Origin of the sequence: Streptomyces sp. ISL-66 (genome assembly GCF_018614135.1) — a bacterium.
In the GTDB taxonomy this organism is placed as follows: domain Bacteria; phylum Actinomycetota; class Actinomycetes; order Streptomycetales; family Streptomycetaceae; genus Streptomyces.
Genome location: NZ_JAGGOW010000014.1, coordinates 40,234 through 66,379, shown reverse-complemented (window position 1 = coordinate 66,379; position 26,146 = coordinate 40,234). Strand labels below are relative to the sequence as shown.

The 26,146-nt window shown below is 71.8% G+C and carries 18 protein-coding genes and 1 riboswitch; of the genes, 8 read left to right on the top strand and 10 right to left on the bottom strand.

Features of this window, described 5'->3' with window-relative positions; translation table 11 throughout:
* Window positions 1–69: 69 nt before the first annotated feature.
* From J7E97_RS03635 to cobG, 3 genes are all read right to left on the bottom strand, one after another.
* A complete protein-coding gene (locus J7E97_RS03635) occupies window positions 70–1,503 on the bottom strand; it encodes a precorrin-2 C(20)-methyltransferase (RefSeq protein ID WP_251053764.1) in 1,434 nt (477 codons plus the stop codon).
* A 158-nt stretch (window positions 1,504–1,661) separates the two neighbouring features.
* Complete coding sequence (locus J7E97_RS03630) at window positions 1,662–2,294, bottom strand: precorrin-8X methylmutase (protein ID WP_215022167.1); 633 nt, start codon at window positions 2,292–2,294, stop codon at window positions 1,662–1,664.
* 11 nt (window positions 2,295–2,305) lie between these two features.
* Window positions 2,306–3,604, bottom strand: coding sequence for a precorrin-3B synthase (gene cobG, locus J7E97_RS03625; protein WP_251053747.1), 1,299 nt, complete (start codon window positions 3,602–3,604; stop codon window positions 2,306–2,308).
* Between the two features lie 426 nt (window positions 3,605–4,030).
* Window positions 4,031–4,187, top strand: a riboswitch (cobalamin riboswitch).
* A 32-nt stretch (window positions 4,188–4,219) separates the two neighbouring features.
* On the opposite strand from cobG, the gene cobN reads away from it, so the two are divergent.
* The 5 genes from cobN to J7E97_RS03600 all read left to right on the top strand — a co-directional run bounded on the left by cobN (window position 4,220) and on the right by J7E97_RS03600 (window position 12,702).
* Window positions 4,220–7,834, top strand: coding sequence for a cobaltochelatase subunit CobN (gene cobN / locus J7E97_RS03620; RefSeq protein WP_215022144.1), 3,615 nt, complete (start codon window positions 4,220–4,222; stop codon window positions 7,832–7,834).
* Between the two features lie 176 nt (window positions 7,835–8,010).
* Window positions 8,011–8,739: a type I 3-dehydroquinate dehydratase gene (gene aroD, locus J7E97_RS03615; RefSeq protein WP_215022142.1), complete on the top strand. Its 729-nt coding sequence runs from the start codon at window positions 8,011–8,013 to the stop codon at window positions 8,737–8,739.
* Window positions 8,740–9,007: 268 nt separating this feature from the next.
* Window positions 9,008–11,227: a germacradienol/geosmin synthase gene (locus J7E97_RS03610; RefSeq protein WP_215022140.1), complete on the top strand. Its 2,220-nt coding sequence runs from the start codon at window positions 9,008–9,010 to the stop codon at window positions 11,225–11,227.
* A gap of 104 nt (window positions 11,228–11,331) precedes the next feature.
* Window positions 11,332–11,925: a phospholipase D-like domain-containing protein gene (locus J7E97_RS03605; RefSeq protein WP_215022138.1), complete on the top strand. Its 594-nt coding sequence runs from the start codon at window positions 11,332–11,334 to the stop codon at window positions 11,923–11,925.
* Window positions 11,926–11,934: 9 nt separating this feature from the next.
* Complete coding sequence (locus J7E97_RS03600; RefSeq protein WP_215022136.1) at window positions 11,935–12,702, top strand: phospholipase D-like domain-containing protein; 768 nt, start codon at window positions 11,935–11,937, stop codon at window positions 12,700–12,702.
* A 10-nt stretch (window positions 12,703–12,712) separates the two neighbouring features.
* On the opposite strand, the gene J7E97_RS03595 is transcribed toward J7E97_RS03600, so the two are convergent.
* The 6 genes from J7E97_RS03595 to J7E97_RS03570 form a co-directional block, all read right to left on the bottom strand.
* A complete protein-coding gene (locus J7E97_RS03595; protein WP_215022134.1) occupies window positions 12,713–14,020 on the bottom strand; it encodes a YncE family protein in 1,308 nt (435 codons plus the stop codon).
* 130 nt (window positions 14,021–14,150) lie between these two features.
* Complete coding sequence (locus J7E97_RS03590; RefSeq protein WP_215022132.1) at window positions 14,151–15,314, bottom strand: XdhC family protein; 1,164 nt, start codon at window positions 15,312–15,314, stop codon at window positions 14,151–14,153.
* A 93-nt stretch (window positions 15,315–15,407) separates the two neighbouring features.
* The gene (locus J7E97_RS03585) at window positions 15,408–16,871 is read right to left on the bottom strand and encodes an NCS2 family permease (protein ID WP_215022130.1); all 1,464 of its coding nucleotides are present in this window, start codon (window positions 16,869–16,871) and stop codon (window positions 15,408–15,410) included.
* A gap of 367 nt (window positions 16,872–17,238) precedes the next feature.
* Window positions 17,239–19,644 carry a xanthine dehydrogenase subunit D gene (gene pucD, locus J7E97_RS03580; RefSeq protein ID WP_215022128.1) on the bottom strand — a complete coding sequence of 802 codons (2,406 nt, stop codon included), beginning with the start codon at window positions 19,642–19,644 and terminating at the stop codon, window positions 17,239–17,241.
* Between the two features lie 2 nt (window positions 19,645–19,646).
* Complete coding sequence (locus tag J7E97_RS03575; protein WP_215022126.1) at window positions 19,647–20,255, bottom strand: (2Fe-2S)-binding protein; 609 nt, start codon at window positions 20,253–20,255, stop codon at window positions 19,647–19,649.
* Between the two features lie 2 nt (window positions 20,256–20,257).
* Window positions 20,258–21,154: a xanthine dehydrogenase family protein subunit M gene (locus J7E97_RS03570; RefSeq protein ID WP_215022124.1), complete on the bottom strand. Its 897-nt coding sequence runs from the start codon at window positions 21,152–21,154 to the stop codon at window positions 20,258–20,260.
* Between the two features lie 254 nt (window positions 21,155–21,408).
* Between J7E97_RS03570 and J7E97_RS03565 the strand changes: the two genes are divergently transcribed.
* Both J7E97_RS03565 and J7E97_RS03560 read left to right on the top strand, forming a co-directional pair.
* Window positions 21,409–23,091 carry a PucR family transcriptional regulator ligand-binding domain-containing protein gene (locus J7E97_RS03565; protein ID WP_215022122.1) on the top strand — a complete coding sequence of 561 codons (1,683 nt, stop codon included), beginning with the start codon at window positions 21,409–21,411 and terminating at the stop codon, window positions 23,089–23,091.
* Between the two features lie 246 nt (window positions 23,092–23,337).
* Entirely contained in the window at window positions 23,338–24,105 is a 768-nt protein-coding gene (locus tag J7E97_RS03560; protein WP_215022120.1) for a hypothetical protein, read from the top strand.
* Between the two features lie 362 nt (window positions 24,106–24,467).
* On the opposite strand, the gene J7E97_RS03555 is transcribed toward J7E97_RS03560, so the two are convergent.
* Window positions 24,468–25,133 carry a GntR family transcriptional regulator gene (locus J7E97_RS03555; protein ID WP_215022117.1) on the bottom strand — a complete coding sequence of 222 codons (666 nt, stop codon included), beginning with the start codon at window positions 25,131–25,133 and terminating at the stop codon, window positions 24,468–24,470.
* Between the two features lie 108 nt (window positions 25,134–25,241).
* Between J7E97_RS03555 and J7E97_RS03550 the strand changes: the two genes are divergently transcribed.
* Window positions 25,242–26,120 carry a (2Fe-2S)-binding protein gene (locus J7E97_RS03550; protein WP_215022115.1) on the top strand — a complete coding sequence of 293 codons (879 nt, stop codon included), beginning with the start codon at window positions 25,242–25,244 and terminating at the stop codon, window positions 26,118–26,120.
* Window positions 26,121–26,146: the final 26 nt, after the last annotated feature.

Sequence of the window (26,146 nt, the reverse complement as noted above, 5' to 3'; positions counted from 1 at the left end):
GAGAACGACCGGGGCCCGCGACGCTTCTTCGGCGTCACGGGCCCCGCGTCCGTTACCGCACCGCGGGGATCACGGGTAGCGGCGCGGAGTCCACGTCACCCGCGAGCCGTCGGGGCGTTCGGTGACCTGGGTCTGCGAGGAGCCGATCAGGAGGATCGTGCGCATGTCGACCTCGGACGGGTCCAGTTCGGCGAGGGTGAGGACGCGGACCGACTGCTCCGGGCCGCCCACGTCCCGCGCGACGACCACCGGGGTCTGCGGGGCGCGCAGCTCCAGCAGCAGTTCGCGGGCCTGCGCCACCTGCCACGTCCGGCTGCGCGAGCCGGGGTTGTACAGCGCGAGCACCAAGTCGGCCGCGGCGGCGGCGCGCAGCCGCTCCGCGATGACCTCCCACGGCTTGAGCCGGTCGGAGAGCGAGATGGTGGCGTAGTCGTGGCCGAGCGGCGCACCGGCCGCGGCGGCCGCCGCGTTGGCGGCCGTCACCCCGGGCAGCACCCGTACGGGCACGTCCTTGTACTGGGCCTGGTCCGCGACCTCCAGGACTGCGGTCGCCATGGCGAAGACTCCGGGGTCGCCGCCGGAGACCACGACCACCCGCTTGCCGCGCCGGGCGAGGTCGAGCGCGAACTCCGCGCGCTCGGACTCCACCTTGTTGTCGGAGCCGTGCCGCAGCTGGCCCGGCTTCACCGGGACCCGGTCCAGATAGGTGGTGTACCCGACGAGCACCTCCGCGTCGGCCAGTGCCCGCCGCGTCTCGGCGGTCAGCCACAGCGGCCCGGCCGGTCCGGTGCCGACGACGGCGACCTCGCCGGGGCCGGACGGCACGCTTCCCGGGTTGCCGATCCGGCTGGGGACCACGGCGACGGCGAAGTACGGAACGGTGTCGGGGTCGGTGTCGGCGAGGACGCCGGTCCGCTCGCCCGCCATCGTCGCGCGCTCCACGTACCGCGCCTCGGCGAGCCGGCCGCTCTTCTCCATCGCGCGCCGCACGGTGGGGAAGGTGCGGCCGAGCTTCATCACGACCGCCGAATCGGTGGCGGCGAGGCGTGCGGTGAGCTCCTCCTCGGACAGGGTGCCGGGCAGGATGGTCAGCACCTCCTCGCCCTCGACGAGCGGGGTGCCGAGCCGGGCGGCCGCGGCGCTCACCGAGGTCACTCCGGGGATCACCTCGGCCTCGTACCGGTCCGCGAGGCGCTTGTGCATGTGCATGTACGAGCCGTAGAAGAGCGGGTCGCCCTCGGCGAGGACGGCCACGGTCCGACCGGCGTCGAGGTGGGCGGCGAGCCGGGCGGCGCAGGCCTCGTAGAACTCCTCCATGGCGCCCTGGTAGCCGCCGGGGTGGTCGGTGGTCTCGGTGGTGACCGGGTAGACCAGCGGCTCCTCGATGTGGTCGGCGCGCAGGTGCTTGGCGGCGATCGAGCGCGCGATGGAGCGGCCGTGGCGGGCGGAGTGGTACGCGACGACGTCCGCCTCCGCGATCACCTCGACGGCGCGCAGCGTCATCAGCGACGGATCCCCCGGGCCGAGCCCGACTCCGTAGAGCTTCCCGGTGCCCGCGGCGTCTGCGGCGCGCCCGGCGTGCGCAGCGTCTCCGGTATCCACGGCGTGCGCGGCGTCTGCGGCGTGCGCGGCGTCTGCGGCGCGCCCCGCGTTCCCCGCGCTCATTCGGCCACGCTCGCGATGGCGTTGACGGCGGCCGCGGCCATGGCGCTGCCGCCGCGCCGACCCCGGATGATCAGGTGGTCGAGCCCGGAGGCGTGCGCGGCGAGGGCGTCCTTGGATTCGGCGGCGCCGATGAAGCCCACGGGGACCCCGATGACCGCGGCGGGGCGCGGGGCGCCCTCCTCGATCATCTCCAGCAGCCGGAAGAGCGCGGTGGGCGCGTTGCCGACGGCGATCACCGAGCCCTCCAACAGGCCGCGGTCGCGCCAGACTTCGAGGGCGGCGGCGCTGCGCGTCGTCCCCATCTTGGCGGCGAGCTCCGGCACCGCCGGGTCGGAGAGGGTGCAGATCACCTCGTTGTCGGCGGGCAGCCGCTTGCGGGTGACCCCGCTGGCGACCATCTGCACGTCGCACAGGACCGGCGCGCCGGCCTCCAGGGCGGCGCGCGCCCGCAGCACGACCTCGGGCGTGTAGCCCAGGTCGCGCGTCAGGTCGGTCATCCCGCAGGCGTGAATCATGCGCACCGCGACCTGGGCGACCGAGGCGGGCAGCCCGGAGAGGTCCGCCTCGGCGCGGATCGTGGCAAAGGACTGGCGGTAGATCTCGGCGCCGTCCTTCTCGTACTCGAACACGGTGTACTCGCTCATTTCTTCACTGCGTCTTCGGACACTCGGGCTTGGCTGCGCGCGTCGGCTACAGCCCCTGCAAGTTCGTCTCTCGGCACCGCGCGCCCGTCGAGCCGGTACCCCTCGGGGGTGGCCACGAGGTCGACCCACGCGGTGCCGCGCGGATGCCCGCACCGGCGCTCGCAGCCGGACCAGTGCACGGGCGACCGCCCCCGCGCCTCGTGTACGAGGGCCCGCGCGTCGGCGCGCACGTCGGAGAGGGCCTTGGCGCAGCCGGGCCGCCCGGTGCAGGCGGTGACGGATTCCCAGGGCCCGTCGGGCGCGACGACCAGGCCCGCGGCCTCCAGCCGGGCGTAGCCGTCGATCGGCCGCCGGGTGCTCGCGCCGGGCAGGACGACGCTCCGCCACGGGGTGATCCGCAGCTCGCCGTCCCCCCGGTCGGCGACCTCCACCAGCACCCGCCACTGGCCGGAGTCCACCCGGCCGAGCGGGAGCAGCACGCACAGGGGCGTCCGGTCGCCGGCGCCGGGCCCCCAGGGCCGGGGCGGCGGCGCGTACGGCCACGCCACGTCGGGCACCCGGGTCGCCGCGATGCCGTGGGCGATCAGCCGTGCGGTGAACTCTTCGGTGTCCAGGGGGTGTTCGGCGGGCAGTTCGGACACCCGCCAGGCGCGGGTGCCCGCCCCGTCGGCGGCGTCGAGGAAGTACTCGGCGGCCAGCAGTGCCGCCCGGGGCGCGTCCGGGCCGGCCACGTCCACGGCGTCGGGGGCCGCGCCGAGCCGGACGAGCGCCCGGTCCAGCGGCCTGCCGAGCACGGTGACGTCGGGGTCGAGGGCGGCGACGTCACCGAGCCCGTCGTCGATGGCGAAGAGGAACCGTCCGGACAGGGCCGTCGCCCGTGTGCTCGCGCAGAGCAGCCGGTCCAATTCCCGCACCCAGGGCCCCACATGGGGCCGTTCGGTGCCCAGGATCCCGGACGTCGGGGTCGCCACGATGTTCCGTACCCGCTCGTGGCCCGGCGCGGGCAGCAGGCCGGCGGCGTCCAGCAGTCGCGCGAGCTCGGCGCCGCAGCCGTCCGCGAGTCCTCGCAGCTGGACGTTGCCGCGCGAGGTGAGTTCCAAGTGCCCGTCCCCGAAGCGGTCGGCGGCGAGAGCGAGCGCGGAGGCCTGCCGGCTGGTGAGCAGGCCGCCCGGTATCCGGACCCGCGCCAGGAAGCCGTCGTCCGCCGCGTGCAGCCGCAGCGCGCCGGGGCAGGCGTCGCCGCGATCCCGTATGACGGGCTCGTCCCGCGCTGCGGCGGAGGGGGGCGTGGGCATGGCGGCGAGCATACCCAGGATTCCGCGCCCGCCCCCTGTGTCGATCACCACCCCGGACCGGCACCCCCCAGCCCCACCGTCCGCACATCCCGGCCCTGCCCCGCCTCTCCGGCCCCGCCCCCCCCTCTCCAACCCCCCCCCCCTCTCCAACCCTGCCCCACCTCTCCGGCCCCGCTCCGCCTCTCCAACCCCGCCCCGCCTCTCCGGCCCTGCCCACCCCTCCAACCCCGCTCCACCGCTCCAACCCCGCCCACCGCTCCAACCCCGCCCGCCCCTCCAGCCCCGCCGGCGTTTGAGGCGCGAGGTCCGGGGCCGATCCCCGGCAACGGCGCCGCACCCACCGACCCACGGCGCAGCGCCACCAAGTACCACGGACGCCCCCGGCAAAGGCACCGCACCCGCCCACCGACCCCCACCCGGCCGCCCCCTAAGATGACTCCTCGGCGGCCAACAGGCCCGCCATCGCCGAGGACGGCGACATGGGAGGAAGCCCGGTGCGATTCCGGCGCGGTCCCGCCACTGTGAATCCGAGGGCCACCGCCACCGGATGAGTCAGGAACTCCCGTTGTCCTCACTGCCCGGGGCGCGGAAACCCCGAGGAAGGCCTGCCGCCGCATGATCCTGCTGCTGTCGACGTCCGACACCGATCTGCTCAGTGCCCGCGCCGCCGCGGACGGCCCCGTCCCGTACCGGTTCGCGAACCCCTCCCGCCTCCCCCTCGACGACCTGCCGGCCCTCCTCGACGGCATCGACCTGGTCGTCGTACGCCTCCTCGGCGGCCTGCGCGCCTGGCAGGACGGCCTGGACCTGCTCCTGGCCCCCTCCCAGACCCGCCCGGTCGTCGTCCTGACCGGCGAACAGGCCCCGGACGCACAGCTGATGGAGGCCTCGACGGTGCCGATCGGCATCGCCGCCGAGGCCCACGGGTACCTCGCCCACGGCGGCCCGGCCAACCTGGACCAGCTGGCCCGCTTCCTCTCCGACACCGTGCTGCTCACCGGCCACGGCTTCGAGCCCCCGGCCGCCTCCCCCACCTGGGGTCCGCTGGAGCGGACCGCGCCGCGGGACGCCGCCGGCCCCAAGGTGGCCGTGCTCTACTACCGCGCACACCAGATGAGCGGCAACACCGCCTTCGTGCACTCCCTCTGCGAGGCGATCGAGGCCCACGGCGCCCAGCCGATCCCGCTCTACGTCTCCTCGCTGCGCACCCCCGAGCCGGAGCTGATCGCCGAGCTGGAGTCAGCGGACGCGGTCATCACCACCGTCCTCGCCGCCGGCGGCACCAAGCCCGCCACCGCCTCGGCGGGCGGTGACGACGAGTCCTGGGACGCGGGCGCGCTCGCCGGCCTCGGCGTGCCGATCCTCCAGGCCCTGTGCCTGACCGGTTCGCGCAGCGCCTGGGAGGAGAGCGACGAGGGCCTGTCCCCCCTCGACGCCGCCACCCAGGTCGCCGTCCCGGAGTTCGACGGCCGTCTGATCACCGTCCCCTTCTCCTTCAAGGAGCTGGACGAGGACGGCCTGCCCGCCTACGTCGCCGACCCGGAGCGGGCCGCCCGCGTGGCCGGCATCGCCGTGCGCCACGCCCGTCTGCGGCACATCGAGCGCCGCGACAAGAAGATCGCGCTCGTCCTCTCCGCGTACCCCACCAAGCACTCCCGCATCGGCAACGCGGTCGGCCTCGACACCCCGGCCAGCGCCGTGGAACTGCTGCGCGCCCTCATCGCGGGCGGCTACGACTTCAGCCCCGTCGAGGACATCCCGGGCCTCGTGTCCGGTGACGGCGACGACCTGATCCGCGCCCTGATCGAGGCCGGCGGCCACGACCAGGACTGGCTCACCGAGGAGCAGCTGGCCCGCAACCCGGTCCGCATCCCCGCGGCCGACTACAAGCGCTGGTTCGCCGAGCTCCCCGCCGAGCTGCGGGGCAGCGTCGAGCGGCACTGGGGCGAGGCCCCGGGCAACATGTTCGTGGACCGTTCGGCCAACCCCGAGGGCGACATCGTGCTCGCGGCCCTGCGCCGCGGGAACCTCCTCATCCTGATCCAGCCGCCGCGCGGCTTCGGCGAGAACCCGATCGCGATCTACCACGACCCGGACCTGCCGCCCTCGCACCACTACCTGGCCGCGTACCGCTGGATCCAGGCCCGCGCCGAGGACGGCGGTTTCGGCGCCGACGCGATGATCCACCTGGGCAAGCACGGCAACCTGGAGTGGCTGCCGGGCAAGAACGCCGGCCTGTCCGCGGCCTGCGCCCCCGACGCCGCGCTCGGCGACCTGCCCCTCATCTACCCGTTCCTGGTCAACGATCCGGGCGAGGGCACCCAGGCCAAGCGCCGCGTGCACGCCACCCTGGTCGACCACCTGGTGCCGCCGATGGCGCGCGCGGAGTCGTACGGCGACATCGCGCGCCTGGAGCAGCACCTGGACGAGTACGCCCAGATCTCCGCGATGGACCCGGCGAAGCTGCCGGCCATCCGCGCCCAGATCTGGACGCTGATCCAGGCCGCGAAGCTCGACCACGACCTGGGTCTCGCGGAGCGCCCCGACGACGACGGCTTCGACGACTTCCTGCTGCACGTCGACGGCTGGCTGTGCGAGGTCAAGGACGCCCAGATCCGCGACGGCCTGCACGTCCTGGGCGGCGCCCCGACCGGCGCGTCCCGCGTGAACCTGGTCCTGGCGATCCTGCGCGCCCGCCAGATCTGGGGCGGTACGACGGCGCTCCCGGGTCTGCGCGAGGCGCTCGGGCTGGACGAGTCCGCGGCCACCCGTACCACCGCCGACGAGGCGGAGGAGGCGGCCCGCGCGCTGGTCCAGGCGATGGAGGACGCGAACTGGGCGCCGGAGGCGGTGGCTTCGGTCGCGGCCGGTTTCTCGGCGGACGTGGCGGCCGTACTGGACTTCGCGGCCCGCGAGGTCGTCCCGCGCCTGGCCGGCACCACCGACGAGATCACCCACGTCGTCAGCGCCCTGGACGGCTCCTTCGTCCCGGCGGGCCCGTCCGGTTCCCCGCTCCGCGGCCTGGTCAACGTGCTGCCGACCGGCCGCAACTTCTACTCGGTCGACCCGAAGGCGGTCCCCTCCCGCCTCGCGTGGGAGACCGGCCAGGCGCTGGCCGACTCCCTCCTGAACCGCTACCGCACGGACAACGGCGAATGGCCCGCGTCCGTCGGCCTGTCCCTGTGGGGCACGAGCGCGATGCGCACCTCGGGCGACGACGTGGCCGAGGCCATGGCGCTGCTGGGCGTCCGCCCGGTCTGGGACGAGGCCTCGCGCCGCGTGACCGGCCTGGAGCCGATCCCCCTCGCCGAGCTCGGCCGCCCGCGCATCGACGTGACCCTGCGCATCTCGGGCTTCTTCCGCGACGCGTTCCCGCACGTCATCGGCCTGCTGGACGACGCGGTGCGGCTGGCGGCCTCCCTGGAGGAGCCCGCGGAGGACAACTTCGTACGGGCCCACGCGCAGGCGGACCTGGCCGTGCACGGTGACGAGCGCCGGGCGACCACCCGTATCTTCGGCTCGCGGCCGGGCACGTACGGCGCGGGCATCCTGCAGCTGATCGACTCCCGCGACTGGCGCACGGACGCCGACCTCGCGGAGGTCTACACGGTGTGGGGCGGCTACGCGTACGGCCGCGGTCTCGAAGGGCGCCCCGCGCGCGAGGAGATGGAGACCGCCTACAAGCGGATCACCGTCGCGGCCAAGAACACGGACACCCGCGAGCACGACATCGCGGACTCGGACGACTACTTCCAGTACCACGGCGGCATGGTGGCCACCGTCCGCGCCCTGCGCGGCAAGGCCCCCGAGGCGTACATCGGCGACTCGACCCGGCCGGAGACCGTCAAGACGCGCACGCTGGTGGAGGAGACCTCCCGCGTCTTCCGCGCCCGCGTCGTCAACCCGAAGTGGATCGAGGCGATGCGCCGCCACGGCTACAAGGGGGCCTTCGAGCTGGCGGCCACCGTCGACTACCTCTTCGGCTACGACGCCACGACCGGCGTGGTGGCCGACTGGATGTACGACAAGCTGACCGAGACGTACGTCCTGGACCCGGAGAACCGCGCCTTCCTCGAGGAGGCCAACCCCTGGGCCCTCCACGGGATCGCGGAGCGGCTGCTGGAGGCGGAGTCCCGCGGCATGTGGGAGAAGCCCGACCCGCAGGTGCTGGAGGCGCTGCGCCAGGTGTACCTCGACACGGAGGGCAACCTCGAAGGGGAAGGCGAGTAGCCGTCCCCCGAGCGGGCTCACGCCGGGCGCACGTGCCACTACTGAGACCTGCCGGATAGCCGAGGGGCGCCCGTGCCCCGTCCCGCTTGCCGATTCCGCGTATAATCCGCCCCGTTCACCTTGTGGTTCGCGTCGGATATCAGAATCGAAAAGGCTGTGACCAGGAAATGAATTCAATGCGGGCGCTTCTCGACGGCGGGATTCCGCTGGTGGCCGTCAGCTTCGACGACAGCGATGCCGAGCCGCGCGCACAGGCCGCGAAGGCCGCCGGCGTCGACGTGGCCGAGCTGCGCGTGGACCGGTACGCGCGGACCGACACGGCCCATGTCCTGGCGCAGGTGGACGCGTTCAAGGCACTGCCGGTCCTGGCCACGCTCCGTTCGACCCGCGAGGGCGGCGCATGGAAGGGCACGGAATCGGAGCGCCTCGAACTGTTCCGCGCGCTCGCCCCTCAGGTCGAGGCCGTGGACATCGAGCTTTCCTCCCGGGAAATCCTCGCCGAAGTGATCGAGGCCGCCCACCGGCACGACACTGTGGCGATCGTCTCCTATCACAATTTTGAATTGACCCCGGGTGCGGAGGAACTCCAGGCCGTCGTCGACGACGCGAAGAGCGCCGGCGCCGACGTGGTCAAGGTGTCCACCATGGTGCACTCCGAGGAGGACGTACGGCGGCTGGCCTCACTGCTCCTGCGCGCCGGCGCCGACGGCACCCGGATGATCGTCATCGCCATGGGCGAGATCGGCGCGGTCTCCCGCGTCTTCTTCCCCGCCCTCGGATCGCGGATCACCTACTCCTTCTTCGGCGCCAGCTCCGCCCCCGGCCAGCTCGACTTCCCCGAGACCTTCGGCCTGCTGCGCACGTTCTACCCGGCCTTCGCCCAGCGGAAGTCCGCCGGGGGCTGAGGCGCGCGCCGGGGCCCGCTCGCGCGCAGGCCGAGGCCGCGACCGGGCCCGGGCTCGCGCCTCCTAGCCGCCGACGGCCTCACGCGTCGCGGAACGGCGCCCGGGTCACCCGATGAAGTGAACTCCCCCTTATCACACCGCCATCACGGGTAGGGCAGTGCTGATCTCGTGCGGAGGGCCCCCTCCAGGGCCTTCCGTTTTATCCGGATCCTTCGGATTCCTTCGGATTCCCCTCCGCGAGACAGCCAGACGAAAGGCCCACCCCGCCGTGACGCAGCCGTTTCAACTGCCGGATTTCTATGTGCCTTATCCGGCGCGACTGAACCCCCACCTGGAGGACGCGAGGGTCCACACGAAGAAGTGGGCCCGCGACTTCGGGATGCTGGAGGGTTCCGGCGTCTGGGAGGAGAGCGACCTCGACTCGCACGACTACGCGCTGCTGTGCTCGTACACCCACCCCGACTGCGACAGCGAGGCACTGTCCCTGGTCACCGACTGGTACGTGTGGGTGTTCTTCTTCGACGACCACTTCCTGGAGATGTACAAGCGCTCCCAGGACCGCGACGGCGCGAAGGCCTACCTCGACCGGCTCGCCGCCTTCATGCCCATGGACCTGTCGGGCGGTTTCCCCGAGGCCACCAACCCCGTCGAGGCGGGCCTCGCCGACCTCTGGGCCCGTACCGTCCCCGCCATGTCGATGGACTGGCGGGAACGGTTCTCCGAGTCCACCAAGAACCTGCTCGACGAGTCGATGTGGGAGCTCGCCAACATCAACATCGGGCGGGTGGCCAATCCCCTCGAGTACATCGAGATGCGCCGCAAGGTCGGCGGCGCCCCCTGGTCGGCCGGGCTCATCGAGTACGTGTCCGCGGAGGTTCCGGCGCGCGTCGCGCGCACCCGCCCGCTCGGGGTGCTGCGCGACGCCTTCTCCGACGCCGTGCACATCAGGAACGACATCTTCTCCTACCAGCGCGAGGTCGCCGACGAGGGCGAACTCTCCAACGCGATCCTGGTGTTGGAGACCTTCCTCGGCTGCACCACCCAGGAGGCCGCCGAAGCCTCCAACGACCTCCTCACCTCCCGGCTGCAGCAGTTCGAGCAGACCGCCCTCGCCGAACTCCCCCAGCTCTTCACCGACCACGCCATGAACCCGGCGGAGGTCGCCGCCGTCCTCGCCTACGCCAAGGGTCTCCAGGACTGGCAGTCCGGCGGCCACGAATGGCACATGGTCTCCAGCCGCTACATGAACCAGGGGGCCCGCGCCACCGCGCCGCTCACCCTGCCCTTCATGCCCTCGGGTCCGGGCACCAGCGCCCTCGACCTCCGCTCGATCCTGGCCCCCCGCGCCCTGGAGCTGCGCCGCCGCTCCTTCACCCACGTCCCCTTCGAGCACACCGGCCCGTCCGTCGTCCCGGACGTCTACATGCCGTTCCCGCTCACGCTCAGCCCCCACCACGCCCACGCGCGCGAGCAATCCGTGACCTGGGCCAGGGAGATGGGACTGCTCGATCCGCAGCCCGGCGACCCCGGCTCGGCGATCTGGACCGAGGAGAAGCTGCGCGGCTACGACTTCGCGATCTGCTCCGCCGGCATCGACCCCGACGCCACGCCGGAGGCGCTGACCCTCAACGCCTGCTGGCTGACCTGGGGCACGTACGGCGACGACTACTACCCGGTGGTCTTCGCCCAGGCCAAGAACCTGCCGGCCGCGAAGGCCACCACCGCCCGGCTGGTCGCCATGATCCCGGTGGACCACGCCGACCAGCCGGCGCCGGCCACCGCGATGGAGCGGTCCCTCGGCGACCTGTGGGTGCGCACCACCAAGGACATGTCCCCCGAGGTCCGGACCGAGTTTCGGGCCACGCTCGTCAGCATGCTGCAGAGCTGGCTGTGGGAGGTGGAGAACCAGATCCAGAACCGCATCCCCGACCCGGTGGACTACGCCGAGATGCGCCGCCACACCTTCGGCTCGCACCTCACGATGTACCTGTGCCGGCTCGGCCAGGCGGGCCGCGGCATTCCCGACGAGATCTACGCCTCCGGCACCATCCGCTCCCTGGAGAACGCGGCCGCCGACTCCGCCTGCCTGATGAACGACATCTTCTCCTACCAGAAGGAGGTGGAGGTCGAGGGCGAGGTGCACAACTACGTCCTCGTCACCCGCAACTTCTTCGACATCGGCTACCCCGAGGCGCTGCACATCTGCCACTCGCTGATGACGCAGCGCACCGAGGAGTTCGAACACATCGTCGCGAACGCGCTCCCGCTGCTGTACGACGACTGGAAGCTGAACGAGGAGGCCAGGGCCGGACTGGACGCCTACGTCGGCGAGTTGAAGGACTGGCTCGCCGGAATCCTCAACTGGCACCAGAGGACCGTGCGTTATCGCGAGGAGGACCTGCACCGGCTGGGCGACACGATCTCCACCGGCGTCCTCAGCTCCACTTTCGGCATGTCGGCGGCCCGCATCTCACTGCCCGCCGGCTGAGAGCGCTGATCCCGCGCCGGGGGCGGTCGTACCCGCCCCCGCCGCGCCCGCTCCGCGGCCCCCCGGAGCATCACGCGTCGTATGGCGCTCATAAAGTGGCCCGTGTGATCAGAAAGAGAATCCTCACAGCCCTGCTCATCGGGGGCCTCCTGACGGTGGGCGCTCCGTCCGCCTCTGCCGAGGACACGACGACGTACGTGACCACCGGCCCCGTCTTCAACAAGCCCAAGGGCACTACAGCCGAGCAGGGCGCGATCCTCAGCCAGCTCGGCCGCCTCGTCAATGGGGCCCAGAGCGGGTCGAACATCCGCATATCGCTGTACCTGTTCGGATCGAGCTGGCTCGCGGATCAGCTCGCGGCGGCGCACCGCAGGAACGTGAACGTGCAGGTCCTCGTCGACGACGACAGCATCACCGACGCCTGGATGTCCGGCTCCGGTGCGACGGTGAGGGACAAGCTGACCGCAGCCTTCGCGGCGACCCCGCCCTCGGGCGAGACGTACGGCAAGTCCTGGTTCAGGGTGTGCGCCGCGAACCAGCCGTGCCTGGCCAAGGGCACGGGCGGCGTCAACCACAACAAGTTCTTCCTCTTCTCCCGGACCACCGGCAGCGGCCTTCCCGACAAGGGCAAGCCGGTCGACAACGTCGTCGTGCAGTCCTCGGGCAACCTCACCGCGTGGGACCGCGAGTCCGCCTAGAACGACGCCATGACCGTCGCCGACAACGCGGTCCTGCACGCCGGCTACACCCGCTACTTCGACCTGATGGCCGCGTCCCAGGCGCTGCCGGACGGTTCCGGGCGGGTCGACAACCTGGCGATCGACGTGGAGGCGGGGCTGGCCAAGGGCTACTTCTTCCCGCGCAACTCGACGGATCCCGCCGCGAAGACGGACGTCGTCGAGAACATCCTGAGCATGGTCGAGACCCCTGTGACGAACCCCGACGGGACCACTGCCCCGGTCTGCTACGGGAACACCGGCGGCCACGGCACGGCCGACGGCCGTACCGTGATCCGCATCGCCAACGGTCACATCTCCCGGCCCGTCGTGGCCGAGAAGCTCTGGAAGCTGGCCAACGCCGGCTGCTTCGTCGACGTCGTCTACGGCAAGCTCGCCGATTACGAAGCGGAGGGCGTGCACCGCGAGACGGCCTACTGGCTCACGAGGACGACCGAGAAGGGCAAGATCTCCCTCCACCGTCTGAGCAACGACGACCTGAAGAACCCGGCCGACCCCCAGGTCTCCGGAACGGCCAGCCACACCAAGTACCTGCTCATCGAAGGCTCGTACAAGGGCGCGAAGGACCAGAAGCTCGTCTTCGCCGGCAGCCACACCTACACCGGCATGGCCCTCACCAGCAACGACGAGGCGCTGTTGAAGTACAACAGCCCGACGGTGCACGACGCCTACGTGCTGAACTTCCGTGAGCAGCGCGCCGCCGCGATCGCGGAGGCCCAGTACGGCGGAGCCGTGTAGCCCGGCCGGATCAGCGCGCCCCCGGGCCCGTCCAGCCGGCCGGCACGTGCCCGAGCCGCACCCGCTGCGGGTGGTCCCCGACGGGCACGGACACCCGCTTGGCCCCGGTCGCGAAGTCGATGGCCGTGACCTGGTCGGCGCCGCTCTCGGAGATCACGCAGCCGGTGCCGTCGCCGTCGACGGTCGCCCAGTACGGCTTGGCGGCAGGTACGAGCGGACCCTGCGCGAGGGAGGCCCGGTCCACGACGGTCGCGTAGTCGTCCATGGTCCCGGCGACGCAGAGCTTGGTCCCGTCCGGGCTCATGGACATGCCGTGGTGACGGGAGTCGTTGACCCAGGTGGTGCGGTCCGTGCTGGTGGTCGGGTTCTCGGGGAGGGGCTTGATCCGGGTGATCCGGTCGGCGGCCACGTCGTACTCGACGAAGCCGTTGAAGAAGGACACCTGGAAGTAGAGCTTCGACTCGTCCGGGCTGAAGGAGACGGGCCGCACCGCGTCGGAGAGGTCGGAGCGGCCGAAGGCGTCGAGGCGCGCCCGCATGTCGATCACCCGGACCGTGCGGAAGGTCTGCGTGTCGACGACGGTGATCTTCCGGTCCCCCTTCGTCCAGTCCAGCCACGGCGCGTCGAGGGCGGAGGTCACGTCGCCGATGGAGCTGTTCCACAGGAACCGGCCGTCCCGCGTGAAGGTGTTCTCGTGCGGTTTGTCGCCGGTGGTGAAGGAGCCGGTCTGGCGGCCGCTCGCGACGTCGAGGACGTGCACGGTGTTGGCGGTGGAGGCGGAGACCGCGACGCGGGTGCCGTCCGGGGAGAGCGCCATGTGGTCGGCCCGGTAACCGGCGACGGGGAAGCGCCAGTTGATCCGGCCGCTGCGGACGTCGATGGAGACGACGTCGGCGAAGCTGGGGCGGGAGGCGACGACGGCGGAGCCGTCCGGGGTGGTGTACATGTCGTCCACGAACTGGTCGTGGCCCTCGCCCGCCGTGGCCCGGATGCCCAGGAAGTAGCCGAGCTTCACCGGGTTGAGGTAGATCTCCCGGAGCCGCTCCTCCTTGTCGGGGACGATGTCGATCCGGCCCACCTTGGCGAGGTCCCCGGTGGAGGCGAGGACGTCGGCGGTGCCCTCCCAGTTGTTCCCCACGAACAGCACCTCGCGCGGCGCCGGGCCGGCGGCGGCCCGCGGTCCGGCACCCTCGGCCCCGGCGGCGGAGACGGGCGCCGCGAGGAGGGCGGCCGAGGCCAGGGCGGCGAGCACGGCCAGCGCCGCCGGAGCCGGTGCGGCACGGCGGCGGGTGCGGGTGCGTGAGGAAGCGGCAGACATCAGATCGGCTCCGTTGCGGGGAGGAACTGTTACCGGCGGGTAAGATAGAGCGAACGCCGAAAGGGCGCAACCCCCGCGGGAGTTGCGCCCTTTCGCATCGTGCCCGAGGCCCGTCAGGTCACCGCGGTCTTCAAGCGACGGAGCCGATCCGGCTGATCACCGTCTTCGACGCGTCCGGATGGATCGGGATGTGGGCGCCGGTCAGGGCGACGCCCGTGCCGCCGCGCCGGTTGGCGACGATCTCGGCGGCGATGGACAGCGCGGTCTCCTCCGGGGAGCGGGCGCCGAGGTCCAGACCGATCGGGGAGCGCAGCCGGGCCAGTTCGAGCTCGGTCACGCCGACCTCGCGGAGCCGCTTGTTGCGGTCCTCGTGGGTGCGGCGGGAGCCCATGGCGCCGACGTAGGCGACGGGAAGTCTGAGGGCCAGTTCGAGGAGCGGGACGTCGAACTTGGCGTCGTGGGTGAGCACGCACAGGACGGTCCGGCCGTCGATCACACCGGCCGAGGACTGCTCCTCCAGGTAGCGGTGCGGCCAGTCGACCACGACCTCGTCCGCTTCGGGGAAACGGTTCTTCGTGGCGAACACGGGCCGTGCGTCACACAGCGTGACGCGGTAGCCGAGGAACTTGCCGATCCGCACCAGGGCGGAGGCGAAGTCGATGGCACCGAAGACGATCATCCGAGGCGGCGGGACGCTGGATTCGACCAGCACCTTGAGGGGCTCTCCGCAGAGGCGGCCGTCGGCGCCGATCTCCAGCACGCCGGTCCGGCCGGCGTCGAGCATCGCGCGGGCCTCCTCGGCGATGGCGTGGTCCAGCTCCGGGTGGCCGCCGAATCCGCCCTCGTGGCCGCCTTCGCCGCGGACGAGCACGGCGCGCCCCATCAGCTCGGCGGGGCCCTCGGCGATCCGTGCGAACGCCGCCGCCTCCCCCCGGGCGGCGGCGGTGAGCGCGGCCGCGAACACCTCCCGTGCGGGTGAGCCCACGCACACCGGGGTCACCAGGATGTCGATGATCCCGCCGCAGGTCAGACCCACCGCGAAGGCGTCGTCGTCGCTGTAGCCGAAGCGCTCCTGGACGGTCCGGCCGTCCTCCAGCGCCTGTCGGCACAGCTCGTAGACCGCGCCCTCCACGCATCCGCCGGAAACCGAGCCGATGGCCGTGCCCTCGCTGTCCACGGCGAGGGCCGCTCCGGGCTGCCTGGGTGCGCTGCCGCCGACCGCCACGACGGTGGCGACGGCGAAGTCACGGCCCTGCTCGACCCACCGGTTCAGTTCTTCGGCGATGTCCAGCATTACGGCCTCCTCGGAGGGGTTCGGTTCCAGTATCGGATGCGTGGGCGTTTCGAGCAGTGGCCGGCCCGGTCGGACCGGGCCGGCCACATTCGCTTACTTGACCCCGACCCACGACTCGATGGGGTGGAGGGCGAAGAACACCACGAAGATCACGGTGAGCACCCACATGAAGGCACCGATCTCGCGGACCTTGCTCTGCGCGACCTTGATGGCCACGTAGGAGATCACACCGGCGGCGACGCCGGCCGTGATCGAGTAGGTGAAGGGCATGATCGCCACGGTCAGGAAGACCGGGATGGCGGTCGCGCTGTCGGACCAGTCCACGTGGCGGGCGTTCTGCATCATCATCGCGCCGATGACGACCAGGGCCGCGGAGGCGACCTCACCCGGGACGATCTGCGTGATCGGGGTGAAGAAGAGGCAGGCGGCGAAGAAGAGGCCGGTGACGACGGAGGCGAGACCTGTGCGGGCACCCTCTCCGACGCCGGTGGCGGACTCGACGAACACCGTCTGGCCGGAGCCACCCGCGATGCCACCGATGGCGCCACCGGCACCGTCGATGAACAGGGCCTTGGACAGGCCCGGCATGCGGCCCTTGTCGTCGGCGAGCTTGGCCTCGGTGCCGACGCCGATGATGGTGGCCATCGCGTCGAAGAAGCCGGCGAGCACCAGGGTGAAGACGATCATGCCGACCGTCATGACACCGACGTCGCCCCAGCCGCCGAACTCGACGTCGCCGAAGAGCGAGAAGTCGGGCATCGAGATCGCGGAGCCGGCAAGCTCCGGAGCGCCGTTCTTCCAGGCCTTCGGGTCGATGTCCACGATGGCGTTCAGGATGGCCGCCAGGACCGTTCCGCCGACGATGCCGATCAGGATCGCGCCGGGGACCTTGCGGGCCTGCAGCATGAAGATGGCGAGCAGGGTCACGCAGAAGAGGAAGACGGGCCAGCCGGCGAGCTCGCCGGTCGCACCGAGGCTCACGGGAGGAGCGAACTCCCCGCCGTTGCCCACGAAGCCGGCCTTCACGAGGCCGATCAGGGCGACGAACATGCCGATGCCCATGGTGATCGCGTGCTTGAGCGCGAGCGGGATCGCGTTCATGATCATCTCGCGGAGGCCGGTGACGACCAGGAGACAGATCACGACGCCGTACATCACGCACATGCCCATGGCCTGCGGCCAGGTCATCTGCGGCGCCACCTGCGAGGACAGCACACCGGAGACGGACAGGCCGGCGGCCAGCGCGAGCGGGACCTTGCCGACGAAGCCCATGAGGAGCGTGGTCAGCGCGGCCGCGAACGCGGTGGCGGTGATCAGAGCCTTCTGGCTCATGGTGTCTCCGGCGACGTCCTTGCCGGAGAGGATCAGCGGGTTGAGCAGCAGGATGTACGCCATGGCCATGAAGGTCGTGACACCGCCACGAATTTCATTTCCGACGTTGGATCCACGCTGGGATATGTGGAAGTACCGATCGAGCCAAGACCGTCCGGCGGGGGGACGAGAGCCGTCGCCGGCCTCTTCCGCACTGGTCTTGGGCTCCACAGACGACTGGGTCATGGTGCCTAACTCCCAAGGTTCAAAGGGGCACCCGCATGAAGATTGGAGACACGGGATTTGGGAAATGCCGTTGGCTGCACGACCCGGGGTGACGGCCCGAGGCGACGCGAATGTTCACTGCGTGTACTGCGGGTACTGCGTGGGTTCTGCGGTACTGCCTGGTACTGCCGGCTACACCGGGGTGTGTGGTGCTACCGGGGTTCTGGGGGGGTAATGCCGGTGAAACTGACCGCGAGCGGTGCGGTACTGATGACTCCGGACTTCCGTGCTCCGGGCGGTACGGCTGGAAGTGTGACGTTCCCGTGCCGCACCGCCCGGAAATCTGGGGGTGGGTCCGGGGGCCTCGCGGCCCCCGGACCACGCCGTCCTAGAGGGTGCCGGTGAGGGCTTCCGGACGGATCGGCGTCTTGTTGAGCTCCAGACCGGTCGCCTGCCGGATCGCCGCGAGGACGGCCGGGGTGGACGAGAGGGTCGGGGCCTCGCCCATGCCGCGCAGGCCGTACGGGGCCTTCGGGTCGGCGAGCTCCAGGACGTCGACCGGGATGGTCGGGGTGTCGAGGATGGTCGGGATCAGGTAGTCCGTGAAGGAGGGGTTGCGCACCTTCGCGGTCTTCGGGTCCACGATGATCTCTTCCATGATCGCGACGCCCAGGCCCTGGGTGGTACCACCCTGGATCTGGCCGACCACGGAGAGCATGTTGAGCGCCTTGCCTACGTCCTGGGCGGTCGCGAGCTCCACGACCTTGACCAGGCCGAGCTCGGTGTCCACCTCGACGACCGCGCGGTGCGCGGCGAAGGTGTACTGGACGTGGCCGTTGCCCTGACCGGTGACCAGGTCGAACGGGACGGTCGGGTGGTGACGGTATTCGAGCTCGAGGTCGATCGCGTCCTCGCCCTCCAGGATGTCGGCGATGTCCGCGAGGACCTCGCCGCCGTCGGTGACGACCTTTCCGCCTTCGAGCAGCAGCTCGGCCGTGGCCCACGCCGGGTGGTACGAGCCGTTCTTGCGGCGGCCGATCTCCAGCAGGGCCTCGCGCACGGCCTCACAGGTGTTCTTCACGGCGCCACCGGTCATGTACGTCTGCCGCGAGGCCGACGTGGAACCGGCGGAGCCGACCTGGGTGTCGGCCGGGTGGATGGTCACCTGCGTGACACCCAGCTCCGTACGGGCGATCTGCGCGTGGACGGTGATGCCGCCCTGGCCGACCTCCGCCATGGCCGTGTGGACCATCGCGACGGGCTCGCCGTTGATGATCTCGAGGCGCACGCGGGCGGTCGAGTAGTCGTCGAAGCCCTCGGAGAAGCCGACGTTCTTGATGCCGACCGCGTAGCCGACGCCGCGGACGACGCCTTCACCGTGGGTGGTGTTCGAAAGGCCACCGGGCAGCGCGCGGACGTCCGCGCTCTCGCCGGCGCTCTCCCACTGGCGCTCCGGCGGCAGCGGGCGGGCCTTGACCCGGCGCAGCAGCTCGGCGACGGGCGCCGGGGCGTCCACGACCTGGCCGGTGGGCATGACCGTGCCCATCTCCATGGCGTTCAGCTGGCGGAACTCGACCGGGTCCATGCCCAGCTTCGCCGCGAGCTTGTCCATCTGGGCCTCGTAGGCGAAGCAGGCCTGGACGGCGCCGAAGCCGCGCATCGCGCCACAGGGCGGGTTGTTCGTGTAGAGCGCGATCGCCTCGATGTCCACGTCCTCCAGGACGTACGGACCGACCGAGAGGGAGGAGGCGTTGCCCACGACCGCCGGGGAAGCGGACGCGTACGCGCCGCCGTCCAGGACGATCTTGCACTTCATGTGCGTGAGCTTGCCGTCCTTGGTGGCGCCGTGCTCGTAGTAGAGCTTCGCCGGGTGGCGGTGCACGTGGCCGAAGAAGGACTCGAACCGGTTGTAGACGATCTTGACCGGCTTGCCCGTGGCCAGCGCCAGGAGGCACGCGTGGATCTGCATCGAGATGTCCTCGCGACCGCCGAAGGCACCGCCGACGCCCGAGAGCGTCATGCGCACCTTCTCCTCGGGCAGGCCGAGGACGGGGGCGATCTGCTTGAGGTCGGAGTGCAGCCACTGGGTGGCGACGTACAGCTCCACCCCGCCGTCCTCGGACGGCACGGCCAGGCCGGACTCCGGGCCGAGGAAGGCCTGGTCCTGCATGCCGAAGGTGTACTCGCCCTCGACGATGACGTCGGCGCGCTTGCGGGCCTCTTCCACGTTGCCGCGGATGATCGGCTGGCGGTGCACGATGTTCGGGTGCGGGACGTGACCGATGTGGTGGTCGTCGCGGCCCTCGTGGATCAGCGGCGCGCCGGGGGCGAGGGCGGAGGCCTCGTCCGTGACGAGCGGCAGCTCCTTGTAGTCGATCTTGATCTTGGCGGCCGCGCGGCGGGCGGTCTCCGGGTGGTCGGCGGCCACGAGGGCGACCGGCTCACCGTGGTGACGTACCCGGCCGTTGGCGAGAACCGGGGTGTCCTGGATCTCCAGGCCGTAGTTCTTCATCTCGGCGGGCAGGTCGTCGTACGTCAGCACCGAGTAGACGCCCGGCATCGCCAGGGCCTCGGAGATGTCGATCGAGACGATCTCGGCGTGGGCCACGGTGCTGCGCAGCGTCTGGCCCCACAGCATGTCCTCGTGCCACATGTCCGAGGAGTACGCGAACTCACCGGTGACCTTGAGGGTGCCGTCAGGGCGCAGCGTGGACTCGCCGATGCCGCCCTTGTTGTGCTTCTGCGTGACGTTGGTCGGCGTACCGGCCGGAACCGTGCGCGTGTTCTGAGCCATGGTCAGACCGCCTCTGACTGACGGGCGGCCGCGAGGCGGACCGCGTCGAGGATCTTCTCGTAGCCCGTGCAGCGGCAGAGGTTGCCGGAGAGGGCCTCGCGGATGTCCTGGTCGGACGGGGAGGCGTTCTCCTCCAGCAGCGCGTCCGCCTGGACCAGGAGGCCCGGGGTGCAGAAACCGCACTGGACCGCGCCGGCGTCGATGAACGCCTGCTGGATGTTGGAGAGCTCCACGCCCTCGCCGGTCTGCGAGTCGGCACCCTTCGCGGACCACTGCTTGGCAGCGTCCAGGGAGACGCCGCCCTTGCCGCCGCAGCCGCCGCCGGTGCCGCAGGCACCGCCGTGGCCGTGCTCGTCGCGCTGCTTGGCGAACTCCGCCAGGCCCTCGACGGTCACGACGTCGCGGCCCTCGACCTGACCGGCCGCGACCAGACAGGAACAGACCGGCACGCCGTCGAGGCGGACGGTGCAGGAACCGCACTCGCCCTGCTCGCAGGCGTTCTTCGAACCCGGCAGGCCGAGGCGCTCGCGCAGGACGTAGAGGAGGGACTCGCCCTCCCAGACGTCGTCGGCTTCCTGCTGACGGCCGTTGACAGTGAAATTGACGCGCATGATTACGCAGCCCCTTCGAGCGAGCGGCCGTTGTTCGAACCGCGGTACTGCTCCCACGTCCAGACGAGCTGGCGGCGAGCCATGATGCCGACCGCGTGGCGGCGGTACTTCGCCGTGCCGCGGACGTCGTCGATCGGGTTGGCCGCGCCGGAGGCGAGGTCACCGAACTGCTTGGCGATCGACGGGGTGATGACCTTGCCGGACTCCCAGAAGCCGCCCTCTTCGAGCGCGGCGTTCAAGAACTCCTCGGCGGCCTTCGCCCGGATCGGGGTCGGCGCGGCCGAACCGATGCCGGTGCGGACCGTACGGGTCTGCGGGTGCAGCGCCAGACCGAACGCGCACACCGCGATGACCATCGCGTTGCGGGAGCCCACCTTGGAGTACTGCTGGGGGCCGTCCGCCTTCTTGATGTGGACGGTCTTGATGAGCTCGTCGGGGGCGAGCGCGTTGCGCTTCACGCCCGTGTAGAACTCGTCGATCGGGATCAGGCGAGAGCCGCGTACGGACTCCACCTCCACCTCGGCGCCCGCCGCGAGGAGCGCGGGGTGCGAGTCACCGGCCGGCGAGGCGCAACCGAGGTTGCCGCCGACACCGCCGCGGTTGCGAATCTGCGGGGACGCGACCGTGTGCGAGGCGAGCGCGAGTCCCGGAAGCTCCGTGCGGAGGTTCTCCATGATCTGCGTGTACGGGACGGAGGCGCCCAGACGAACCACGTCCTCGCCGACCTCCCATTCCCGCAGGAGACCGATGCGGTTCAGGTCCAGGAGGTACTCCGGCCGACGGTGGTCGAAGTTGATCTCGACCATCACATCGGTGCCACCCGCAATCGGCACAGCTGTGGGGAACTCGGCCTTAGCGGCGAGCGCCTCCTCCCAGCTGGCGGGGCGAAGGAAGTCCATGTGTGGCTCTCTTCTTCTCAATCGGGTCGTTCACTTCAAGCCAGGAGGCCCCTAGGCCCTCGACTGGTCGTTCACGTGCTGTTAACGCGGTGTGGACTCAGTACACCGGCCGCTCGTCCCCCGGGTGCAGTCACCGAAACCATGAAGGAGTTGGCTGACGGCCTCCCTCGTCTTGTAGATTCGTATGAAAGGCAGGATGCGACGACCTGCCCGATTTCCAAGGGCAACATTCGAGACAGATCGGCGGCGACATCATGCGGCTGCGCGCACTGCTGGAAACCGAGGCGCTGGGGCTGCGGCTGCTCGGCGGCCAGGAAGAACTCGACCGGACGGTCCGCGGGGTCATGACGACCGACCTGCGTGATCCCAGCCGATACCTCTCCGGGGGCGAGCTCGTCCTCACTGGCCTGGCATGGAGACGAAATTCAGCCGACTCCGAGCCATTCGTACGAATCCTCGCGAGCGCCGGCGTGGCCGGGCTCGCGGCGGGCGAGGCTGAGCTGGGGGACATTCCCGACGATCTCGTCTCGGCGTGTCTGCGCAACCGTCTGCCGCTGTTCGCTGTGAACGAAGACGTTGCATTCGCCACGATCACCGAGTACGTGGTGCGCCAGGTCTCGGGAGAACGGGCCGGCGATCTCGCCGCCGTCGTGGACCGCCACCGCCGCCTGATGACCTCCGGACCCACCGGTGGGGGTCCCGATGTGGTGCTCGATCTGCTCACCACCGACCTCGATCTCCGGGCTTGGGTGCTCGCTCCCACGGGCCGGCAGATCGCCGGAGCGGGCGAGCCGCTGGCGCCGGGCATCTGCGCGGCACTGGCGAGCGAACACCTCGCGGCGGTCCGGACGGGCCGCCGGGGCCCGCACCGGATTTCCATCCAGGGTATTACCTACTCCCTGTTCCCGATCAGGGGACACGGGCGGGGCGCGGCGGGCCAGGCCGCGGCCCGGGACGTGCGCGAGAGCGTGCTCTCCGACTGGCTGCTGGCCGTCGAGGCCGACGCGGGCGACTGGCCCGCCGAGCGGCTCGACCTGCTCCAGGGCGTCACCCAGCTGATCGCCGTCGAGCGCGACCGCCGCGACGCGGCCCGTACGGTGCGCCGCCGCCTCGCCCAGGAAGTGCTGGAGCTGGTCCAGACGGGCGCCCCGCCCGCCGAGATCGCCGCCCGCCTGCGGGTGGCCGCCCCGGTGCTCCTGCCGGGCCTGGGCTCCGCGCCGCACTGGCAGGTCGTCGTGGCCCGGGTGGACTGGGACGGCGGGGACATCTCCGGCGGACCCGTCGCCCAGTCGCTGCTCGAGGAGATCCTCGTGGACCCCTCGATCTCCGGTCCGGAGCCCTCCGACCGGATCGCGGTCGCGCACGCCGGGGACGAGGCGATCGCCCTCGTACCGCTGCCCGCCCCGGCCGGGGAGCCCGGCGAGGAGAAGGGCCCCGACACCGCCCTGCACGCGGAGACGCTGCTCGCGTCCGTACGGGAACCCCTGGCGGCCGGACTCGCCGACGACGGCCGCCTCACGCTGGGCGTCAGCGCAGCCGTGCACTCCGCCGAGGGGCTCCGGGGAGCCCTGGAAGAGGCCCGGCACGCCCGCCGGGTCGCGGCGGCCCGTCCGGGCCGGGTCTGCGCGGCCGGACACCACGAGCTGGCCTCGCACGTCCTGCTGCTCCCGTTCGTCCCGGACGACGTCCGCCGCGCCTTCACGGCCCGGCTGCTGGACCCGCTGCGGGACTACGACCGCCGCCACCGGGCGGAGCTCATTCCCACGCTCGAGGCGTTCCTGGACTGCGACGGCTCGTGGACCCGCTGCGCGACGCGGCTGCACCTGCACGTCAACACGCTGAGGTACCGGGTCGGGCGAATCGAGCAGTTGACGGGGCGGGACCTTTCCCGGCTGGAGGACAAGCTCGACTTCTTCCTGGCACTGCGGATGAGCTGAGGCGTCGCGCCTCCTGACCGGCCGGGGGGCCGGTCGGGGACGGGTGGGGGGCGGGTGGGGGACGGGTCGGCGGCCGGTCGGGGCCGAGCCGGACCGAGCGGGGGCGGCTGATGATCCGTCCGGACTTTGTGAAAGAGTTCACCCGACCCCTTGGCCGAACCTGCCGATCCGTGCTCTCATTTCGCCCCAGGGCTCAACGACGTGCTGCTTGGTTGCTTTGGGGAGGGCAATGTGGCGGATACCGCCATGTCCGGTGCCGGAACTACCGGGGGAGACGACCCCCTCCAGCGGGCGATATGGCGACTGCGCTCGCGCGGCTGTTGGACCGACGCGGCGGCCCTGCTGACGCCGCACGTGCACGATGCCGGAGCCGCCGTACAGCGGACCGGACTGCTGGTCGAGCGCAGCCTGTTCACCGGCCAGGGCTGGGCCGAGGCGGAGGACGCGCTGCGGGTCGCCGAGGCGGTGGCCCAGGACGACGACGACCGGGGTGCGGCCGCGTGCGAGCGGGGTCACCTGGCGTACGCCGCGACCGTACTGGGCGTACGGGACCGGGCCGACGAGGCCCGCTCCGCGCTGGGGCGGGCGGCGGCGCTGCTGACCCCGGGGTCCCGGACCCGGCCGCTGCTGGACTTCCGGCGCGGCCTGGTCGCCGAGCACCTCGCGGACGCCCCGCAGTCCGCGCTGCCCGCCTACCGGCGGGCCCACGCGGGGGCGCTCGCCCACGGGGACACCCTGCTGCTGTCCTTCACCTGGCGGCACCTGGCCGCGCTGGCCCTGCGGGACGGGGAGGTGGCCGAGGCCCGCAAGGGCTTCGCGGAGTCCCTCCGCATCCGGGAGGACCTGGGGTTCCTGGTGGGCACGGCGCCGGCGCTGGCGGCCCTGGCCGAAGCGGAGCCGGAGCCGGAGGCGGCCCGCCTGCGGGCGGAGGCCCGCCGCCTGTTCCACCTCCTGGGCGGCATCCCCACCTGGCTGGCCGACCAACTCCACCCGACCCCGGCCGCCCCTTCTTGACGCGCTTCCGCGCAGCGCGGGGACCGCTGCGGGTGCGGGCGGACGCGCCGCGGCGCGGGGCTGGTCCCCTACCCGCCCTTCCACCGTTCCCCGGGGCTCCGCCCCGGACCCGTCGCAGGATGCGATGCAGCTGCCGGGGGCCAGCCCCCGCACCCCCGCGCCTCAAGCTCCTCCAGCTATCGCTGGGAGGGGCCCTTGCGCGGCTGTAACGGCAGCCTGTCGAATTCAGCCCCGCCGGCGTTTGAGGCGCGGGGTCTGGGGCGGAGCCCCAGGAGGGTCCGGGCGGAGCCCGGGGAACGGTGGAAGGGCGGGTAGGGGACCAGCCCCGCGCAGCGGCACACTCACCCGCACCGGCGGACGCGTCAAGAGGCCAGATGGCCGTGGATCAGGGATTCCGCCAAGGGGAGGTTCCCCTCGGCGAGGGCGTCGAGCAGGGCCACGTGCTGCGCCGCGTCCGCGGCCAGGGCGGAGGCGCGGGGCTTCGAGGGGCCCGGGACGGGCCATTGGGAGCGGCGGTGGAGATCGGCCGCCACGAGCAGGAGCTGCGCGTTGCCCGCCAGCCCCAGCACCGCACGGTGAAACGCCCGGTCCGTCTCCGCGTACCAGGCCCGGTCACCGGAGGCGGCCGCCTCCACGGTCGCCTCCGCCGCCGCGCGCAGCGGCAGCGCGGACCACTGCGCCGGATCGACCGTACGGGCCAGCCGCAGCATCACCGGGACCTCGACCAGCGCCCTGACCTCGGCCAGTTCCGCGAGCTCGACCGGGGTCCGGGCCAGGACCCGGAAGCCGCGGTTCGGGAGGCATTCGACCGCGCCCTCCAGCGCCAGCTGCTGCATCGCTTCGCGCACGGGCGTCGCGGAGACCCCGAACCGCTCCCCCAGGGCGGGGCCGGAGTAGATCTCCCCCGGCACGAGTGCGCCGTCGAACAGCGCCGCGCGCAGCGCGTCGAGGATCTGTCCGCGCACCGAATGGCGGGAGACCTTCCGCGTCTGCTGTTCCGGGACCCGGGATCGGGCCGTGTCACGCACTCGGTCCTCCTACGGGTCCAGACCTGACCAGAGAATATCCCGAACCGGTCCGAGGTCAGATAAGGTAAGCCTTACCTGTCAACGATCGCGCGATTCGGTGGTCCCTCCATGACCGTCACGGCCGTCAAGCCCGTCCGTGCGCCCGCCCCGGACGGCTCTCCCGTGGCGGACGCCTATGCACGGCTGACCCGTGCCTACGGCGGACTGCACGTCACCGAGCTCGCCGCGCACGAGCCCTCCCCTCGCGGTGCGGGGTGGGTCGGCGCGGACGAGCTCGCGGCGGGCGGGGAGGCCGTGGACGCCTTCCTGGCCTGGGACGACGCCCAGGTGCTGCGTGACTACGGGCGCCGGGCCCGGCCCGATGTGGTGGCGAGCTTCGGACTGCACCGGTACGCGTGGCCCGCGTGCCTGCTGATCACGGCGCCCTGGTTCCTGGACCGCCGCGTGCCCCTGCTGCCCCCGGACGGCGTGTCCTTCCACCGGGCCCAGGGGCGGATGGCCGTCCGCGTCGAGTCCTTCGCCTGCCTGCCCGACGACCCGGCGGCCGTCCTCCCCGGGGCGCGGGTCGTGCCCGACGAGGAGGCGCTGCGCGAGGAGGTGCGGGCCATGGTGGCCCGGCACCTCGGGCCGGTGCTCGAAGGTTTCGGCCGCCGCCTGCGGCGCGGCCGGCGGGCCCTGTGGGGCATGGCGACCGACGAGGTCGTCGAAAGCCTCTGGTACATCGGCCACCTCCTCGGCGAGGCCGAGGAGCGGCGGGCCGTACGCGAACTGGAGCTGCTGCTCCCCGGCACGACCGCCCCGTACACGGGCGGCGCCGGTTTCCGCGGCCTCGAAGCCCCGGACGGCCGAACGCTGCCCACCCGCGACCGGGCGAGCTGCTGCTTCTTCTACACGATCCGCCCCGAGGACACCTGCGTCACCTGCCCCCGCACCTGCGACGCGGACCGAGTGGCGCGCCTGACGGCCGAGGCCGCCACCGCCGCCTGATCCGGCGCAGCCGCGGCACGTTCGTC

Bases quoted from the DNA above. Each gene is read 5' to 3' on its own strand.
- J7E97_RS03635 (WP_251053764.1), bottom strand. From the start codon at position 1,503: ATGACGCTGCGCGCCGTCGAGGTGATCGCGGAGGCGGACGTCGTCGCG.
- cobG (WP_251053747.1), bottom strand. From the start codon at position 3,604: ATGCCCACGCCCCCCTCCGCCGCAGCGCGGGACGAGCCCGTCATACGG.
- cobN (WP_215022144.1), top strand. From the start codon at position 4,220: ATGATCCTGCTGCTGTCGACGTCCGACACCGATCTGCTCAGTGCCCGC.
- aroD (WP_215022142.1), top strand. From the start codon at position 8,011: ATGCGGGCGCTTCTCGACGGCGGGATTCCGCTGGTGGCCGTCAGCTTC.
- J7E97_RS03600 (WP_215022136.1), top strand. From the start codon at position 11,935: ATGACCGTCGCCGACAACGCGGTCCTGCACGCCGGCTACACCCGCTAC.
- J7E97_RS03595 (WP_215022134.1), bottom strand. From the start codon at position 14,020: ATGTCTGCCGCTTCCTCACGCACCCGCACCCGCCGCCGTGCCGCACCG.
- J7E97_RS03590 (WP_215022132.1), bottom strand. From the start codon at position 15,314: ATGCTGGACATCGCCGAAGAACTGAACCGGTGGGTCGAGCAGGGCCGT.
- J7E97_RS03585 (WP_215022130.1), bottom strand. From the start codon at position 16,871: ATGACCCAGTCGTCTGTGGAGCCCAAGACCAGTGCGGAAGAGGCCGGC.
- pucD (WP_215022128.1), bottom strand. From the start codon at position 19,644: ATGGCTCAGAACACGCGCACGGTTCCGGCCGGTACGCCGACCAACGTC.
- J7E97_RS03575 (WP_215022126.1), bottom strand. From the start codon at position 20,255: ATGCGCGTCAATTTCACTGTCAACGGCCGTCAGCAGGAAGCCGACGAC.
- J7E97_RS03570 (WP_215022124.1), bottom strand. From the start codon at position 21,154: ATGGACTTCCTTCGCCCCGCCAGCTGGGAGGAGGCGCTCGCCGCTAAG.
- J7E97_RS03565 (WP_215022122.1), top strand. From the start codon at position 21,409: ATGCGGCTGCGCGCACTGCTGGAAACCGAGGCGCTGGGGCTGCGGCTG.
- J7E97_RS03560 (WP_215022120.1), top strand. From the start codon at position 23,338: ATGTCCGGTGCCGGAACTACCGGGGGAGACGACCCCCTCCAGCGGGCG.
- J7E97_RS03550 (WP_215022115.1), top strand. From the start codon at position 25,242: ATGACCGTCACGGCCGTCAAGCCCGTCCGTGCGCCCGCCCCGGACGGC.